At 49.6% G+C, this 14,836-nt stretch carries 18 protein-coding genes; 15 read left to right on the forward strand and 3 right to left on the reverse strand.

Translation table 11 applies throughout. The features are described 5' to 3' along the window. Window positions 1-4: 4 nt before the first annotated feature. The gene (rpmE, locus tag strainIA91_RS11605; protein WP_400166979.1) at window positions 5-214 is read right to left on the reverse strand and encodes a 50S ribosomal protein L31; all 210 of its coding nucleotides are present in this window, start codon (window positions 212-214) and stop codon (window positions 5-7) included. A gap of 372 nt (window positions 215-586) precedes the next feature. Between rpmE and strainIA91_RS11610 the strand changes: the two genes are divergently transcribed. Genes strainIA91_RS11610 through strainIA91_RS11680 form a run of 15 tightly spaced genes read left to right on the forward strand, consistent with a single transcriptional unit; the run spans window position 587 to window position 12,490 of the window. Next, complete coding sequence (locus tag strainIA91_RS11610) at window positions 587-847, forward strand: ArsR/SmtB family transcription factor (RefSeq protein ID WP_400166980.1); 261 nt, start codon at window positions 587-589, stop codon at window positions 845-847. Between the two features lie 12 nt (window positions 848-859). Next, the gene (locus strainIA91_RS11615; protein ID WP_400166981.1) at window positions 860-1,351 is read left to right on the forward strand and encodes a Na+/H+ antiporter subunit E; all 492 of its coding nucleotides are present in this window, start codon (window positions 860-862) and stop codon (window positions 1,349-1,351) included. After that, window positions 1,341-1,601 carry a monovalent cation/H+ antiporter complex subunit F gene (locus strainIA91_RS11620; protein ID WP_400166983.1) on the forward strand — a complete coding sequence of 87 codons (261 nt, stop codon included), beginning with the start codon at window positions 1,341-1,343 and terminating at the stop codon, window positions 1,599-1,601. Before strainIA91_RS11615 ends, strainIA91_RS11620 begins: the two co-directional genes overlap by 11 nt. Next, window positions 1,601-1,945 carry a monovalent cation/H(+) antiporter subunit G gene (gene mnhG, locus strainIA91_RS11625; protein ID WP_400166984.1) on the forward strand — a complete coding sequence of 115 codons (345 nt, stop codon included), beginning with the start codon at window positions 1,601-1,603 and terminating at the stop codon, window positions 1,943-1,945. The genes strainIA91_RS11620 and mnhG overlap by 1 nt, the downstream gene beginning before the upstream one ends. Next, complete coding sequence (locus strainIA91_RS11630) at window positions 1,942-2,190, forward strand: Na(+)/H(+) antiporter subunit B (RefSeq protein WP_400166985.1); 249 nt, start codon at window positions 1,942-1,944, stop codon at window positions 2,188-2,190. The genes mnhG and strainIA91_RS11630 overlap by 4 nt, the downstream gene beginning before the upstream one ends. Continuing rightward, window positions 2,183-2,869, forward strand: a complete 687-nt coding sequence (gene mbhE / locus strainIA91_RS11635; protein WP_400166986.1) for a hydrogen gas-evolving membrane-bound hydrogenase subunit E — start codon at window positions 2,183-2,185, stop codon at window positions 2,867-2,869. The genes strainIA91_RS11630 and mbhE overlap by 8 nt, the downstream gene beginning before the upstream one ends. Before the next feature lie 3 nt (window positions 2,870-2,872). Beyond that, window positions 2,873-3,223 carry a sodium:proton antiporter gene (locus strainIA91_RS11640; RefSeq protein ID WP_400166988.1) on the forward strand — a complete coding sequence of 117 codons (351 nt, stop codon included), beginning with the start codon at window positions 2,873-2,875 and terminating at the stop codon, window positions 3,221-3,223. After that, complete coding sequence (locus strainIA91_RS11645; protein WP_400166989.1) at window positions 3,220-6,351, forward strand: proton-conducting transporter membrane subunit; 3,132 nt, start codon at window positions 3,220-3,222, stop codon at window positions 6,349-6,351. Before strainIA91_RS11640 ends, strainIA91_RS11645 begins: the two co-directional genes overlap by 4 nt. Continuing rightward, window positions 6,348-7,253, forward strand: a complete 906-nt coding sequence (locus strainIA91_RS11650) for a respiratory chain complex I subunit 1 family protein (RefSeq protein ID WP_400166990.1) — start codon at window positions 6,348-6,350, stop codon at window positions 7,251-7,253. Before strainIA91_RS11645 ends, strainIA91_RS11650 begins: the two co-directional genes overlap by 4 nt. A 7-nt stretch (window positions 7,254-7,260) precedes the next feature. Further along, on the forward strand, window positions 7,261-7,902 hold the full coding sequence (locus strainIA91_RS11655) for an NADH-quinone oxidoreductase subunit B (RefSeq protein WP_400166993.1): 642 nt from the start codon (window positions 7,261-7,263) through the stop codon (window positions 7,900-7,902). An 8-nt stretch (window positions 7,903-7,910) separates the two neighbouring features. Further along, the gene (locus strainIA91_RS11660) at window positions 7,911-8,447 is read left to right on the forward strand and encodes an NADH-quinone oxidoreductase subunit C (protein ID WP_400166995.1); all 537 of its coding nucleotides are present in this window, start codon (window positions 7,911-7,913) and stop codon (window positions 8,445-8,447) included. Then, window positions 8,444-9,622 carry an NADH-quinone oxidoreductase subunit D gene (locus strainIA91_RS11665; protein ID WP_400166996.1) on the forward strand — a complete coding sequence of 393 codons (1,179 nt, stop codon included), beginning with the start codon at window positions 8,444-8,446 and terminating at the stop codon, window positions 9,620-9,622. The genes strainIA91_RS11660 and strainIA91_RS11665 overlap by 4 nt, the downstream gene beginning before the upstream one ends. Before the next feature lie 2 nt (window positions 9,623-9,624). After that, window positions 9,625-11,415 carry an FAD-dependent oxidoreductase gene (locus strainIA91_RS11670; RefSeq protein WP_400166997.1) on the forward strand — a complete coding sequence of 597 codons (1,791 nt, stop codon included), beginning with the start codon at window positions 9,625-9,627 and terminating at the stop codon, window positions 11,413-11,415. Then, window positions 11,412-11,891 carry a hypothetical protein gene (locus tag strainIA91_RS11675; RefSeq protein ID WP_400166998.1) on the forward strand — a complete coding sequence of 160 codons (480 nt, stop codon included), beginning with the start codon at window positions 11,412-11,414 and terminating at the stop codon, window positions 11,889-11,891. The genes strainIA91_RS11670 and strainIA91_RS11675 overlap by 4 nt, the downstream gene beginning before the upstream one ends. Next, window positions 11,891-12,490 (forward strand): peroxiredoxin, encoded by a 600-nt coding sequence (locus strainIA91_RS11680; protein ID WP_400166999.1) that lies wholly within the window; start codon window positions 11,891-11,893, stop codon window positions 12,488-12,490. The genes strainIA91_RS11675 and strainIA91_RS11680 overlap by 1 nt, the downstream gene beginning before the upstream one ends. Here the strand turns inward: strainIA91_RS11680 and strainIA91_RS11685 are convergent. Further along, window positions 12,460-14,133, reverse strand: coding sequence for a penicillin acylase family protein (locus tag strainIA91_RS11685; RefSeq protein ID WP_400167000.1), 1,674 nt, complete (start codon window positions 14,131-14,133; stop codon window positions 12,460-12,462). The two genes, strainIA91_RS11680 and strainIA91_RS11685, sit on opposite strands and share 31 nt — an antisense overlap. Further along, the gene (locus strainIA91_RS11690) at window positions 14,130-14,819 is read right to left on the reverse strand and encodes a DUF3108 domain-containing protein (protein ID WP_400167002.1); all 690 of its coding nucleotides are present in this window, start codon (window positions 14,817-14,819) and stop codon (window positions 14,130-14,132) included. Before strainIA91_RS11690 ends, strainIA91_RS11685 begins: the two co-directional genes overlap by 4 nt. Between the last annotated feature and the right edge of the window lie 17 nt (window positions 14,820-14,836).

The following is a 14,836-nucleotide window of genomic DNA, read 5'->3' on the forward strand; positions in this document are numbered from 1 at the left end:
TGGGCTACTTTTTGGGATTGATATTGTATTTTCTGTTGTATTTCTCAATACGACCCGCCGTATCCAGCAATTTTTGCTTTCCTGTATAAAAGGGATGGCAGGCAGAACAGATTTCAATCCGCATATCTCCCACGGTGCTCCGGGTTTCTATAACATTTCCACAGGAGCAGGTAATCGTGCAGGGCTCATATTTGGGGTGAATTTTATCTCTCATGAGAATCCTCTTGTCTTTTCATTCAGCCCAGTATGTTACAAATGACTACAGAAAAAAACAAATTATATTTGTCCACCAAACGACAGGGAAAAGGGTTCCCCCTTCGGCATGAGACTTCCCACTTACGGACCTTGCGCCAGAAACAAAACCTTCAGTGACTGGCATAGCATCTTTTTTATAACAGTATCTTACCGGGATTATCATGGTTTTTGCATTCCACGGCAACTTTTTTCTTGACATACACTACGGGTATTTTCTTAAATTAACAATTGAACAAATGTTCAATTAAAAAATAGCCGGAATCCCATCAGTACAATTCAGAAGGAGAAAGAGATCAAAGCCACCGTTCTGGATAGACAATCCGCCCAAAGTATGGCGGGGATCTTTAAAGCCCTGGGTGATCCCGGCCGTCTTCAGATTGTCCGGCTTCTTCGGACTGGCGAATTGTGTGCAGGCGAAATCGCCCAAATCCTTCATACAGATCAATCCACATTGAGTCACCAGTTAAAGATTTTAAAATTTCACGGCATCGTTCTCTCCCGCAAAGACGGGAAATATCATCGTTATTCCCTGGACAATGCGTGTGTCCGGGAATTGCTGGATTTGATGGACCAACATCTTGTCAATTGTTAAGATGAGGAATGCATGAAACACGGTATACTATCTGGAGTGCTGCTATTTGGGGTCTGGCTTCTTTTAAATAATTCACTGTCCGGTGAAATCCTTCTTTCCGGATTGGTTCTCTCAATTTTCCTTGCGCTTTGGAGTTCAAAATTTTTTCCGGTTTTTAAGCATGTCTCTCTGTCTGCGAAGTCCTTTTGGGCTTTCCTGTGTTTTACCGGTGTTTTCCTGAAAGAGCTTTTTCGGGCCAATGTGGATGTAGCGGTCCGGGTCCTTTCCCCTTCTCTGCCCATCAAACCGGGAATTGTTGCCGTAAAAACCCGCCTAAAAGATCCGCTGGCCCGGTTGATGCTGGCAAATGCCATCACATTGACTCCCGGCACCTTTACGCTGGATATCCGGGACGACATCCTGTACATCCATTGGATTGATGCAGGAAACGTCCACAATCATGCCGAAACGGATGCGATCGTAAAAAAATTTGAAAAACACCTGGAGGTTCTCTTTGGCCGATAAAATTCTTATTGCCGCCGGAGTTCTGATACTCATCTCCCTAATTTTAACCCTGTATCGCTTTTTCAAGGGGCCGGGATTCGTGAACCGGGCCGTGGCAATTGATGTTCTGGGTATTATCGTCATCTCCCTTATCGGCCTGGCAGCCATTCTCTTTGAACAGGCCCTGTATCTGGATGTCGCCCTGGTTTACGGACTCCTTTCATTCTTGGGTATAATTGTCATCGGCCGATTTATTGAGAAAGGATTGTAATGCAGTATCTTGAAGTTATCGGTGCCATCTTTGTCCTTTTGGGCTCTTTTTTCCTGCTGACAGCTTCCATCGGCCTTTTGCGCATGCCGGATGTGTTTAATCGCATTCAGGCCGGAACCAAGGCCTCTACACTGGGAACCCTCCTCGTTTTATTGGGGATCGGCTTTACCCATCCCGGATGGTGGGGCCGTTTGCTGATTATCGCTGTTTTCATTCTCATCACCGTTCCCGTTTCCAACCATATCATCGCCCGGGCAGCCTATCATCATAGCCAGGAAAAAGGCCGTTTCTTCCGTGATGATCTGGGCTCGCCAGCCGAAAAAGCAAAGGAGGAAACACCATGATCACGGCTTTCTCCCTGATTCTTTCCCTTATTATTCTCGCAGCAGCCCTGGCTGCTATACGCTTTAAATCTTTGCCGTCAGCCATTATTGCCACAGGTGCCGTGAGCCTTTTTTCAAGTGTTCTCTATATCCTTCTGGCGGCTCCTGATGTGGCTATGACGGAAGCGGCCATCAGCAGCGGTCTCATGACGGCCCTCTTTTTTATGGTTCTTGGCAAGACTCGCAAGGAGGATAAACATGGTTAGAAAATTTCTCGTTTTCCTCCTCGTAGTTGCCCTGGGTTTTGTTTTCTTTACTCTTATAAGTGATTATACCATGCCGGAAACTCTGGGAGCCACAGCCCGGTATTACGGTGAAAATGGACTTGCCGAAACCGGTGCCCTGAACCTGGTTACTGCGGTCCTGGTAACCTACCGGGGGCTGGATACACTGGGTGAAGTCACCGTCCTGTTCCTTGTGGCATCTATCTTCGGCTTTTATCTGAAACAGGAAAATTCACGGCGTCCCTCACCTGCAAGTCCGCTCCTGTACACAGCCTCCGGAATGATTCTCCCCCTTATCCTCCTGACGGGCATCTATATTATTGTTAACGGTCACCTTTCTCCCGGCGGGGGCTTTCAGGGCGGGGCCTTTCTGGCATCGGCCTTTCTCCTGGCACTTCTGGCCGGAACAGGCCGTTCTGTATTCATTCGGTTTTTTTCTGTTATAGAATCTTCTTCCGGTTTTCTCTATGTCCTTTTAGGGCTCGCCGGTCTCTTTTTTGCCGGAGGATTTTTGGATTCACGGCTTCTCCCCGGCGGATTCCCGGGAAGGCTGATCTCCGCAGGAACCATCCCCCTGGTTTCTATCCTGATCGGCCTGAAGGTAGGCACCGAACTTTCCTCTATGCTGATTAAAATCACACACAGTGAAGGGGAGGCATAAAGAATGACCATCACGCTCACAACCGGATCTCTTTTGATCCTTTTAGGACTTTACGCGTTGCTGACACAGGATAACCTGCTGCGCATCATTATTGGTTTTTCCCTGGCCAATACAGGGGTTCACCTGATCATCGTTTCCCTTGGATATCTGAAAAACCGTACCGCTCCCATATTAAACGACGCCATGATTGCGGCCGGCCCCGAAACACAGATCGTGGATCCCCTGCCCCAGGCGCTGGTCCTTACCGCCATCGTCATCGGGTTTGCCATCACAGCTTTCCTCCTGGCGTTTGCTTTGCGCATCTACCACACATACGGAACCCTGTCACTCAGTAATCTGGTGGATAAATCATGACACAACCCATTCTTTATATTGCCTTGCCCCTCCTAGCCGCTTTTTTTGCCGGTTTAACCGGAAAACGGTATGGGAAAATTCCGGCGACGGTGATGATTCTTGCCCTTGCCGGAACGTTTCTGCTTTCGGCATACTACGTGTCTGCCTTCCTGCTCGGTATAAGGCAGCCTTTTACGGCATCAACAGCAGGAAGCCTGCCCCCTTTTTCCATTGCTTTCCGGATGGATCTTCCCGAAGCCCTGACCCTGCTGATAATAAACTGCCTGGGGTTGTTGGGACTTTCCGCCATGAAAACGACCTTCCGTCAAAAGGGTACCCTGAGTGCCGTGACCTATCTTCTCTATTTCATGGCCCTCAACGGAATCATTCTTACCCGGGACCTGTTCAACTATTTTGTGTTTATTGAAATCAGTTCCGTTGCCCTTGCCGGCATGGTTTTGTTTAAGGGATCCGGGCGCTGCCTGAGGGCCGGTTTTTCCTGGATGATGGCAACCGGTGTGATTTCCATCTTCCTTATTCTTTCGGCAATCCTGATATATATCCGCACCGGTGCTCTGGATGTTGACAGTATTCTGTATTCAGACCCCCTTGTTTTATTTTCCGGAAGCGCCGGTGCTTTTTTTCTTTTTCTGGCCCTTGTTTTTGAACTGAAACCATTTCCTGCCAATGGCTGGGCGTTAGATGTGTATGAAAATGCCTCACCGGCAGTCTCCGCCGTTTTCTCCGGCGCCGGAATGACCGCCGGACTGTTTGCCCTGTACAAATTTCTCCCTGTGATTGGCGACAGGTGGCTTTTCCCCCTAACCATCATTGGTCTGATGACCTTTGTCTTTTCCAATGTCCTGGCACTAAAACAATCTGCCGTAAATCGGATGCTCGGGTATTCTTCCGTAGGGCAGGCCGGGCTGATTGCTTCCGTTTTCGGAATGGGTGTTTTGTCCCAACAGGAGATGTTTTTCATTGCCGCTTCCCTCATGGCTGTCCATGCGCTGGCCAAGGCCGGACTCTTCTGGCTGAGCCACCATACCGGCTTTACATCGGTTCATGAATGGGCTGATATTCGACAAAAACCATTGTTTGTTTTTCTTCTGGGATTTTACGTCTTTGCCCTACTGGGATTACCCCCTTTTCCATCGTTTTTTGCCAAATGGTCCCTGATCACGGCACTGGCTTCCGGCCCCCAAGGGTGGATGATGGCTGCAATTCTCCTGGGCTCTCTCCTGGAGGCCGCCTGGATGGTCCGATGGTTTGGATATGCGGTGAAGGGAGAAGGCCAAACCAAGGCAGAAATCCAAAAAATTCCTCCGGCTTATAGCATGATACCTGCTCTTCTTTTACTGGGATTGATCCCTCTTTTAAATATGTCCCGTTTTGCATTTCTCCTGACCCACAACCGGATTCCACTCCTTTTTATTGCCGGTTTTTTTCTGTTGGATTTTATACCGGCACGTGTAAAAAACACGTTCATGATTGGCGGATTGGGGCTCTGTTTTTACTCTTTATATCCCACGTTAACTGAGTTCCGCCTGATTTTCGCCATCGTTTTTCTGGTCGGCGGAATGATTCTTCTTCTGGCAGGTTATCATCATAAAGGACGCCGAGCCGGTTTTTACCCTTCATCTGCCCTGATGTATTCAGGCCTTGCCGGCTTGTTGACGGCCGGGACAACCCTGGAATTTTTCTTCTGGTGGGAATTGATGACTCTGGGAAGCTACTTTCTGATTCTCCGGGGTAAAAAATCCCTTTCCCATGCCCTGTCTTACTTCCTTTTTTCCATGGGCGGAGCCTATGCCATGCTTTCAGGCTTCGGACTCCTGGCTGCAGCAAATCAAGGGTCACTTGCCCTGGAAACCCTTTCGTCCGGAGGCCCCTTTCAGTCTGTCATCTTTATCCTCCTTGCCCTTGGTTTTCTGACTAAAACCGCTGCCGTTCCCCTGCATATCTGGCTTCCGGGCGCCCACAGCGAGGCAGAAAGTGATGTGTCCCCTGTGGTGTCTGCCGTTCTTCTGAAAGCCGGTGTGTTTGGATTAATCCTCCTCATGTCCGGGATGGGCCCCCAATCTCTTGGAGGCGTGAATCTCTATGCTGCATTGGGGTGGCTGGGGGCCATAACAGCTCTGATCGGAAACCTGAGTGCCATTTTTGAAGAAGATGCGAAGCGGCTTCTGGCCTATTCAAGTGTGGGTCAACTGGGGTATGTGCTTTTTGCTTTGGCCATGATGAATCACCTGGGATGGTTAACGGCCACGGTTTTCGCCCTGAACCATTTCCTTTTCAAAGCCCTGCTCTTTCTGGCTATCGGCGGTGTGGTAATGCGGGTCAAAACCCGGAACATGTACGAAATGGGCGGACTCATTAAAAAAATGCCTGTAAGCTTCATCTCCGTGATGATCGGGATCATCGCCCTTTCCGGTGTTCCCCCTTTAACCGGCTTTGCCGGAAAATGGCTTAGTTACAATGCCACGGTTCTCAGTGGATGGTATCTTCAGGGGGTCATCATCAGCTTTGCCGGCCTGGTGGCATTCCTCTATTGTTTCCGCCTAATCTATGCCATCTTCCTGGGGCAGCTGAAAGATCATCACCGTCAGGTGAAAGAGGCACCTTTCTGGATGATGGTGCCCCAGATTATCCTCATGGGTATCATCCTCTTTTTAAGTACGGTACCCAATGTTGCCCTGAAACCGGTGGGTGCTTTTCTTACGCGATATTTTCCTGAACATGCCCTCGTCTGGGACGGCCCCCTGGCCCGAAGCCTCTATGGCTACTGGAATGGATATATGATCATGCTGGTGACCGGTGTCGTTTTTGCCGTGGTTTTTTTCTGGCTTTTCTTCATTAACCGGAAAGCCGTGAAAATAAAGCAGTTCAACATTGTCTACGCCGCCGAACGGCCATCCCGCCCTGAACTGACTCACTTTGCCTACAACTTTTTTGCGCCTTACCGGAAAGCTCTGGGATTTCTGGTGGCACCTGTCGGCATGGATTTTTGGAATCGTCTGTCCGAAGGTACCCATGCCACGGCAGGTTTTATCGCCCGGCTTTTCAGCGGAAATGGCCAAAGTTATGTAATTCACCAGATCCTCTTTGCCGTTTTGGTCTTTTTTCTTGTCCTGGGAGGAATACAATGACATTTCACTGGATGCAGATCGTATATGCCCTGGTTTCTCTATTCATCGTATTGAATGTGGGATTGGTGATTCAGGGTATCGTCCGCAAGATCGGAGCCCGTCTGGGACGTCGCTACGGGATCCGCTGGTATCAGCCCTATCTGGATCTTTTCAAGAATTATGCCATGCGGTCCACCGTATCCCACGGAATCATGTTTTATCTGGGGCCGGTTTTCAGGCTTTCGGGAGGTATTGGACTCTTTCTCTTTATGCCCGTGATTTACGGATCTGCCTGGTTTCAGAATTTTTCAGGATCGGGTGATTTAATCCTTTTGGCTTATTTCATTTTCTTTGGGACTCTTGGGATGGCCCTGGGAGCCGGAGAAGGCGGTCATCCCTATTCCGCCATCGGGATCACCCGGGGGCTTTCCCAAATGACAGCTGCTGAAGTCCCCCTTATTCTGGCGATTATCGCCATTGCCGTACAGTACCAGACCCTGTCGGTGACAGATATTGTGGCAGCACAGCAGGGTAGCATTCTGAACTGGACACTCTTTACCAATCCCCTGGCAACAGTTGCCGCCATGCTGGGATTTCTGGGTTCCATGATGCGTTCCCCCTTTGATGTGGTTCTGGCGCCCCAGGAAATCCCCATTGGTCCTCCGACAGAATTTCATTCCAATTTCCTGGCCGTCCTCCAGACAAACCGGGCAATCTTCCCGATGGCCAAAACCATCCTCTATGTGAATCTGTTTTTTGGCGGTGCCACAAACTGGCCGGTGCTTATTGTGAAAGTTTTTCTGCTCTATATGTGGCCTGTCTTTATCGGTGTGGCTTTCCCACGCTTTCGTGTGGATCAGTCCATACGTTGGTTTCTTCGGATTCCCGCCCTGATTGGAATTCTTGCAATCCTTTTTATATGAGGCAATTATGTCCAATGATGACTTGAAAAAACGCCGTGTAAAAGGTCCTGACGGAATTGAATTTGAAGTGAATCCCATGGAGGATTACTTCTGCACGGAACGTCCCCATCCCGAATCACCGGCAAATCGTATCCTGGAAAAATTTTTCAACTGGGCCCGGTCTGAATCCGTGTGGATCCTGGGATATGGAACCGGTTGCGGCGCCATTGAAATGCGTCCCCTCATGACACCCCGATTTGACGCATACCGTTTTGGCATCCAGTGGCGGCCGACACCCCGGCAATCCAATTTACTCATGGTCTCCGGATATCTCTCCGTCAAAACCCTCAAACGGGTGATTCGAAGTTATGAGCAAATGCAAAACCCGAAATTCGTGATGGCCCTGGGCAGCTGTACGATCAACGGCGGCATGTATTGGGACAGCTACAACACCATCAACCGTCTGGATCATTACCTGCCGGTGGATGTATACGTCGCCGGTTGTATGCCCCGACCCGAGTCTATTTTGGCCGGACTCGAGGAACTGAAAAAACGCATTCGCGCCGGAAAGGGGGAGGGTGCCAACACCTATATCGAAAATTTGGACTGGTATAAAGCCAATCAGAAAAAAATCATCAAAGACTGGGATATGCCGGACTATAACTGGTAGGAATATTCATGGATTATGTCATTCACGAGCTGAAAACACACTTTTCAGGAAGGACTTTTGAAAAGAAGCGGGAAGATCTCCTGTTTACCACCCTGGAGACCGGAGTATTGGTTCACGCACTGAAACATCTGCGGGATGTGCTGGGCTTTCGTCATCTGGTGCTGATCACTGCCGTGGACTGGATTGAGGAAGATCAGTTTCAGCTCACCTATCTTCTGAGGAATCATACCCAAAAGACAGATGTGGGCCTCCGGGTCTTTATTCCACGGCAAAATCCCGTGATGGAATCGGTTCACACCTTATGGGAAACGGCGGCCACCTATCAGCGGGAATTACACGAAATGTTCGGAATCGATTTTCCCGGGAGTCCCAGAGTAAACAAACCCTTTATCCTGGAAGGCTGGCAGGATATTCCTCCTTACCGGAGAGATTTTGACACAAAAAAATATTCGGAAGAGACCTATTTCCCCAGGCCGGGGCGGAAAACTCACGATCCTGAGACATATATGAAACAGAAACTCTATCCCGATGGAACGGAATCATGAAATATTTTGAAGAAGACAGGAGCAAATTCCCCCCGAAAAATGCTGACGGTTCTTTTCAGATAGACCCGGAAAGTCACAAATTCACCCATATCTGGCAGGGCCCTCAACACCCTGGAATTACAGGAAATATGTCTCTTGAACTCATCATCCAGGGTGATGAGGTGATGCAGTGTGAAACCCACGTGGGTTACCTGCACCGGGGATTTGAAAAGCTGATGGAGCGGCGGAAATACATCCAGTGTTTTCCCCTGGTGTGCCGTATTTGCGTTCCCGAGCCCGATTTCAATGAATACTGTTTTGCCGCCGGCGTAGAAGAGCTGGCCGGTATTCATGTCCCGGAAAAAGCCCTCTGGATTCGCACCCTGGTTTTGGAAATGGCTCGACTGGCCAGTTATCTCATGTGGATGGGCGGCGCAGCGGGAAGTCTGGGACACGGCCTGCCGGGACAGTGGACCAATTACCTGCGGGATTATATTCTGGATCGGTTTGAAGAACTCACCGGCGGCCGAATCTATCACATGTATATTTTGCCTGGCGGGGTTCGGAATGACCTGCCGGAGGGATTTAAACAGCGACTTTTGGATGTATTGGATGATATAGAACGGGTTATGAAAGATGTAAAAACCGTCATGTTCAACAATGCCGTTTTCAAAAAACGAACCCAGGGACTCGGCGTCATAGATCCCTCGTGGATCGAACCTTATGGCATTACCGGTCCCAATGCCAGGGCAGCAGGAATCCCCCTGGATGTCCGGAAGGATTCCCCCTACCTGAAATATCCGGAGCTGGATTTTGAACCGGTCGTCGGGATAGAATCCGATGCCTATACACGCCTGGATGTCCGGCGGCGGGATTTGCTTGTCACCGTGGATCTGATCCGCCAGATTCTGAATAAAATGCCGGAAAACGGAGAATATATGGCGCCTTTGCCCAATGTGCTGAACTGGGAAATCCCCCGGGGAGAAACCTATGTCCGGGCAGAATGTACCCGGGGTGAATACGGGTATTACATGGTTTCTGACGGTTCCATGTATCCCCGGCGGGTCAATGTGCGGGGACCCTCGTACACCCATGCCGTGGCACTCATGGAAAAACTGGTCGTCGGCGTGAATATTGCCGATGTGGCGGCCCTGATGACCTCTCTACATACCTATCCACCTGAAATTGAGCGGTAACCATGAAAATCAGCGATATACTTCAGCCTTTAACGGCCTGGAAAAATCTGGTAAAAGACCCCATCACAATTAAGGTTCCCCTGAACCGGGATGGAGCTCCGCGCTACCGGGGCTTCCACAAAAATGATCTGGATACCTGTATTGGATGCGGCACCTGTGAAGCCATTTGTCAGAATGCCGCCATCGACATGGTTCCGGTAGAGGGCGTTGAGACAAAAGACGGTGACAGCGGCCTGCGCCCGCGTATTGACTACGGACGCTGCTGCTGGTGTGGCCTCTGTGTTGATATCTGCACGACGGGATCGTTGACCATGTCCAATGCCTATCAATGGATTGACAATGATCCGGAAGTTTTCCGGTTTATTCCCGGTGCAGAGGAAAAACCCTGGGATACGGCCGACAAGGGATACAAGCGGCCGGAAAACTATACCCTGAACCCGTTGGACCGGGTCTCCATGGAAGAGCTCAACCCGGCAGACCGAATCCAGGGCTTTATGGAAATTGTAAAGGGATACAGCCATGAGCAGGCACTGCGGGAAGCTGACCGGTGTGTTTCCTGTGGGATCTGCGTTGCTACCTGCCCGGCACACATGGGTATTCCCGCTTATATTGAGGCAATTCGAAACGATGATTTGAACCGGGCTATACGTATTCTCTATGAGACCAATCCGCTTCCGGAAGTCTGTGGCCGGGTGTGTACCCATAAATGCGAAACCGTCTGTTCCATTTCCCACCGGGGGGATCCTGTATCCATCCGGTGGTTGAAACGCTATATTGCCGATCAGATTCCTGAACATAAATATGCTTCCCTGCTGGATTCTCCACAGGAAGAGACCGGAAAAAAGATAGCCATTATCGGTGCCGGTCCGGCCGGTCTTTCTGCCGCTTACTATCTCCGCCTTCAGGGACATGCCGTTGTGATTTTTGAAGCTCAGCCCGAGGCCGGCGGGATGATGAGATATGGAATTCCTGAATATCGCCTTCCCTATGACCAGCTGGATAAAGACATTGAACACATAAAACACCTCGGCGTGAAAATCAGGACCGAAACACGTGTTGGGCGGGATATATCACTGAAATCCCTCCATGAAGAATTTGACATTGTCTATGCGGCAACAGGGCTTCATGAAGGCCGGAGCACCCGGGCTCAGGGAGCTGATCATCCCCAAGTATATCAGGCGGTGAATCTGCTCCGGGATTTTACCAAAGGACTAAAAATCCCGTATGAAGCGCCGGTGGTCGTCATCGGAGGCGGAAATGTCGCCATGGATATCGCCCGAACGCTTGCGCGCCTGCACATGCAAAAGATGGGCCGGGTGAACATCACCCTCACCTGCCTGGAAACAGAGGATATAATGCCGGCGGACCGGGAAGAAATCGTAGAAGCCCGGGAAGAAGGGATTCAAATCATTCCCGGCTACGGCCCCCTGGAAGTTGTCAGCGAAGGCGATACCCTGAAGGGCTTGAAAACCGTTCGGTGTGTTTCGGTTTTTGACGAACATGGCCGCTTCAATCCAAAATTTGACCCCTCAGATACCCGATTTTTACCAGCATCCATTGTCGTTGAAGCCATCGGGCAGGGCATGGACCTCTCATACATACCCGAATCATTCAAAAAAGAGATAAAAACCGATGCACGGGGACGGATTCAGGTGGATGCGTATTATCAAACATCCCTGCCCTGGTTTTTTGCAGGTGGTGACATCATAGAGGGGCCGGATGTGATTCACGCCATTGCCAACGGTCACACGGCGGCAAAACGTATAGACCATATTTTACGAGGTGAACTATGACACATTTAACTGTACGGGATATTCTTGAACACGCGGAACGCATTGAAACTGAAAGTCATGTGTTTTATGTCAGGGCTGCCGGTTTTCTCAATGATCCGGACGCGCGCCAACTGGCCATTGAGCTTTCAGAAGAAGAAACCAAACACTTCAATCATCTGCGGGATTTATTAAACCAGACCCATTTGTCCTCCCACGAACTGGATAAAACACTGGGATCAGAGGTTAACCTCTCTGACCGGGTTGTTAAAACATCGGATATCAACGAAGAATCGGATGCAGATACGATTTTAAACGTTGCCCTGGAGCGTGAGAAACAAACCGAAGCCCTATATCGTTTATATCTTACTCTAACCGGCATCCCCGATCACCTTGTCCGGGTTTTTGAAGACCTTCGGCAACAGGAGGTCGGACATCAGAAGCGTATACTGAAAATGATCGAAAAACGAAAAAGAAACACAAACGGGAAGGAATCATAATGACTGTTCTCGTATCCCGTGAAGCGCCTGATTTCACGGCACCGGCCGTCATGCCGGACAATACGATCAATCCATCATTTCGTTTATCGGATTATAAAGGAAAACCGATCGTTCTTTTTTTCTGGCCCCTGGATTTCAGCTTTGTGTGTCCAACGGAAATCATTGCCCATGACCGGCGTCTGGATGCTTTCGACAAACGGGGTATCCGGGTGATTGGCGTGTCTGTAGACTCACAATATACCCATCTGGCCTGGAAGAATACTCCCCGGACAAAGGGGGGGATTGGGCCGGTACGTTTTCCCATTGTCGCAGATGTCAATCATGAAATCACCCAAAAATACGGCATTGAACATCCGGACGGTGTGGCACTCAGGGCCTCTTTTCTCATCGACCCGGATGGGATTGTGCAATCACAAATCATCAATAACCTGAATCTTGGCCGGAATGTTGATGAAATCTTGCGCGTGGCCGACGCCCTGGCCTATACCCGGGAAACAGGCAGGGTGTGTCCTGCCGGCTGGGAATCGGGAAAATCTGCCCTGGAAGCCAGTGCCGAAGGCGTTGAAAGTTATCTCAGCGAATTTTCTGAAGATTTGTAATTTGGAATCCAGACAAAACTGTTATAAATAAAGGTTCCGTCATCCTTGAGAACAATGGCAAGGGGGATTTTTATATCTTTGGAAAAGTGCCGGTAGGCGCCAGTCAATATATGAAAACGACCCAAAGGATTGCCACGGCCCTCTTCTATGTGTACGGATAATTTCCCCTGACGATATTGTGAAAACACAGCTTCCCCGACATCTGTCATAATATCATCCATTCGTTCAACAGTATGTGGCGTTTGCCGGTTATCCCACCATGCCGAGTAGGGATTTTTCATCATCATCAGGAGGTGTTTCAGAAAAAGGTCGGGATAATCACCGGGCCAGGAGGCAAAGGCAGGAAAGATAACCTGCACATCGTCCCGGTAAACCCGTTCCAGCAAAGTCCTGACAAAAGCCCCCCACAGGGCAGGATCATGGGTCCGGCACAAGCGGTTTAGGGCTTCATGATCCGGGTATTTCCGGCAAATCTCCGCAGCCAGCTCCTTTTCTGAAACGCCCCGGATCATGGAAGGCACTGAATCATATGCGGTAACTCCGGCAGATACGGCATACGAAAAATCTTTTAAAAAACGGATATCCAGACTATCCTGATTCATCAGGTGTGCGAACACATCTCCTCTTACATCAAAGAGCCGGGTGGGAATCTGCAGAGAAAAGTTAAGTAATGCGATCTGGAAGGTCGTGTCCGGACGGTTTGTACTACCCCGTTGTAAATCAGCTCCGGTGGGTATCACATGACATCTTGCCGGGCCGGCGTATCCTTTCTCTCCATAAAAAACAAGAGGCAGGCCCGTGTGTTGAAGAATCCGGGTCGTGGAAGAATCCCTGTGGACCACGATATCAATCCAGTCCTCGTTTTCTCCTCCGGAATAACCAAAAAGGGGAAATCCTGCCATACCCTGTTCCGGAAATACAGGCATGAGTCCCACTTTTTCACGAACATTCCGATCCAGTGTATAGAAGGCCATGAAATCCCGGATGTGCCCGGGTTCAAAACCGGGCAGGGATACATTTAAAATCGTTTCAAATTGTTTTTTAACCTGCCGCCCGTAGTAAATTTCAGCATACCGGATAAAGAACGGCAATGACCAGCTTTCACATTGAGCCCAACGCAGAAGGTGCCAGATGGCCAGGACATCTTCGGCCATCCAGGGAGTTGTATCCACATGATACCAACGGCATCCCGACGGTGGCGGAAGTGAAGAAAATCGCTGATTGATTCCATTAACGAAGTGTTCAAGGTTATCCCGTGTTTCATCCGGGAGCCCGGACAGGGTTTTCGAGGCAAGGGTTTGAAAGGGCCAGGCCTTCAGGTAGGCATCGGCCGATCTGTATTCTTCTCCGAAATACCGGGAAAGCTCTCCCCGGGCACTTAGTCGCAAATACATCAACCGGTCGCCCACCGCCCACGCCTGGGCAAACCCAAGAGCCTGGAAAAAATCCTCCTCCTCTGAAAGGTGAATGTGGAGTTTTGTCCCATCTTGGTCGGGGCGCACAAGAAAGGTTCCTTCCCGTTCCATGCGGATTTCGGGATAGGCGGCCATTTCCCCCTGGCGCAACCAGGATCGGAATATAAAGAAACCCGCACCCGCCAAAAACAAAACAAGGCAGGTCAGATACACGGCCTTACGCATCATGAGTCCCCCAGGATACGTGCTGTGAGTGTATAGGGCGAAAGGGTGAAACGGGCGGCAACGATATGGCCGGAGGATATATCAACACGGATAAATCGTTGGGCTTCCGGATCCGCCAGGCGGGAGGTAAAAAGGTCTGTTGTGGCTAAAACAGAGGAACCTCCGTCCGGCAATAACAGAATTTCCCACTCCAGAATATTTGAGTTTTTCTCCCGTGGTATCATCAGGGCTGAATAATAAGCCCCTTCAATCTCAAGAGGAATACTGAATTCCCGGGGTGTGTTAACACGTGTCAGGGCCAGAAGCAAAGATAACATCGTATGCCGGCCTGTTTCTGAAATTCTTTCATCTCCCGTGGAATAGATCGTTTTTTCGGGCTTGTATTGGGTGTGGAAAGATTGTTGAAAATTTTTCTGGGAAATTTTTTTTTCATAGGAGACAATCCGGCTCATGGACGTGTCCATTGTCACCCGATAGCGGTTATTCACCTTATAAATAGCGGAAAAAAAGGGGTTGGTCCGGGCGGTATACTCATAGGTAACAAGTGTTGGATTATCATCGGGAATTTGTTGAATGTGAACACGCACAACAGGAATTCCGAGAAAAGTGACCTCATAATCCTGACCCCACAGGGTTATGGGTATGCATAGCAGGAAAAAGGCGGTTATCGGAAAAAATCGTTTTATCATCACAGCGCAAATATACA

This window comes from Candidatus Neomarinimicrobiota bacterium, from assembly GCA_041154365.1.
In the GTDB taxonomy this organism is placed as follows: domain Bacteria; phylum Fidelibacterota; class Fidelibacteria; order Fidelibacterales; family Fidelibacteraceae; genus Fidelibacter; species Fidelibacter multiformis.

What these genes read in the sequence shown, in the direction of transcription:
- mnhG (WP_400166984.1), top strand. Translation starts at nt 1,601, where the DNA reads ATGCAGTATCTTGAAGTTATCGGTGCCATCTTTGTCCTTTTGGGCTCT.
- strainIA91_RS11645 (WP_400166989.1), top strand. Translation starts at nt 3,220, where the DNA reads ATGACACAACCCATTCTTTATATTGCCTTGCCCCTCCTAGCCGCTTTT.
- strainIA91_RS11690 (WP_400167002.1), bottom strand. Translation starts at nt 14,819, where the DNA reads ATGATAAAACGATTTTTTCCGATAACCGCCTTTTTCCTGCTATGCATA.
- strainIA91_RS11610 (WP_400166980.1), top strand. Translation starts at nt 587, where the DNA reads ATGGCGGGGATCTTTAAAGCCCTGGGTGATCCCGGCCGTCTTCAGATT.
- strainIA91_RS11630 (WP_400166985.1), top strand. Translation starts at nt 1,942, where the DNA reads ATGATCACGGCTTTCTCCCTGATTCTTTCCCTTATTATTCTCGCAGCA.
- strainIA91_RS11685 (WP_400167000.1), bottom strand. Translation starts at nt 14,133, where the DNA reads ATGATGCGTAAGGCCGTGTATCTGACCTGCCTTGTTTTGTTTTTGGCG.
- strainIA91_RS11655 (WP_400166993.1), top strand. Translation starts at nt 7,261, where the DNA reads ATGTCCAATGATGACTTGAAAAAACGCCGTGTAAAAGGTCCTGACGGA.
- strainIA91_RS11670 (WP_400166997.1), top strand. Translation starts at nt 9,625, where the DNA reads ATGAAAATCAGCGATATACTTCAGCCTTTAACGGCCTGGAAAAATCTG.
- rpmE (WP_400166979.1), bottom strand. Translation starts at nt 214, where the DNA reads ATGAGAGATAAAATTCACCCCAAATATGAGCCCTGCACGATTACCTGC.
- strainIA91_RS11615 (WP_400166981.1), top strand. Translation starts at nt 860, where the DNA reads ATGAAACACGGTATACTATCTGGAGTGCTGCTATTTGGGGTCTGGCTT.
- mbhE (WP_400166986.1), top strand. Translation starts at nt 2,183, where the DNA reads ATGGTTAGAAAATTTCTCGTTTTCCTCCTCGTAGTTGCCCTGGGTTTT.
- strainIA91_RS11675 (WP_400166998.1), top strand. Translation starts at nt 11,412, where the DNA reads ATGACACATTTAACTGTACGGGATATTCTTGAACACGCGGAACGCATT.
- strainIA91_RS11660 (WP_400166995.1), top strand. Translation starts at nt 7,911, where the DNA reads ATGGATTATGTCATTCACGAGCTGAAAACACACTTTTCAGGAAGGACT.
- strainIA91_RS11650 (WP_400166990.1), top strand. Translation starts at nt 6,348, where the DNA reads ATGACATTTCACTGGATGCAGATCGTATATGCCCTGGTTTCTCTATTC.
- strainIA91_RS11665 (WP_400166996.1), top strand. Translation starts at nt 8,444, where the DNA reads ATGAAATATTTTGAAGAAGACAGGAGCAAATTCCCCCCGAAAAATGCT.
- strainIA91_RS11640 (WP_400166988.1), top strand. Translation starts at nt 2,873, where the DNA reads ATGACCATCACGCTCACAACCGGATCTCTTTTGATCCTTTTAGGACTT.
- strainIA91_RS11680 (WP_400166999.1), top strand. Translation starts at nt 11,891, where the DNA reads ATGACTGTTCTCGTATCCCGTGAAGCGCCTGATTTCACGGCACCGGCC.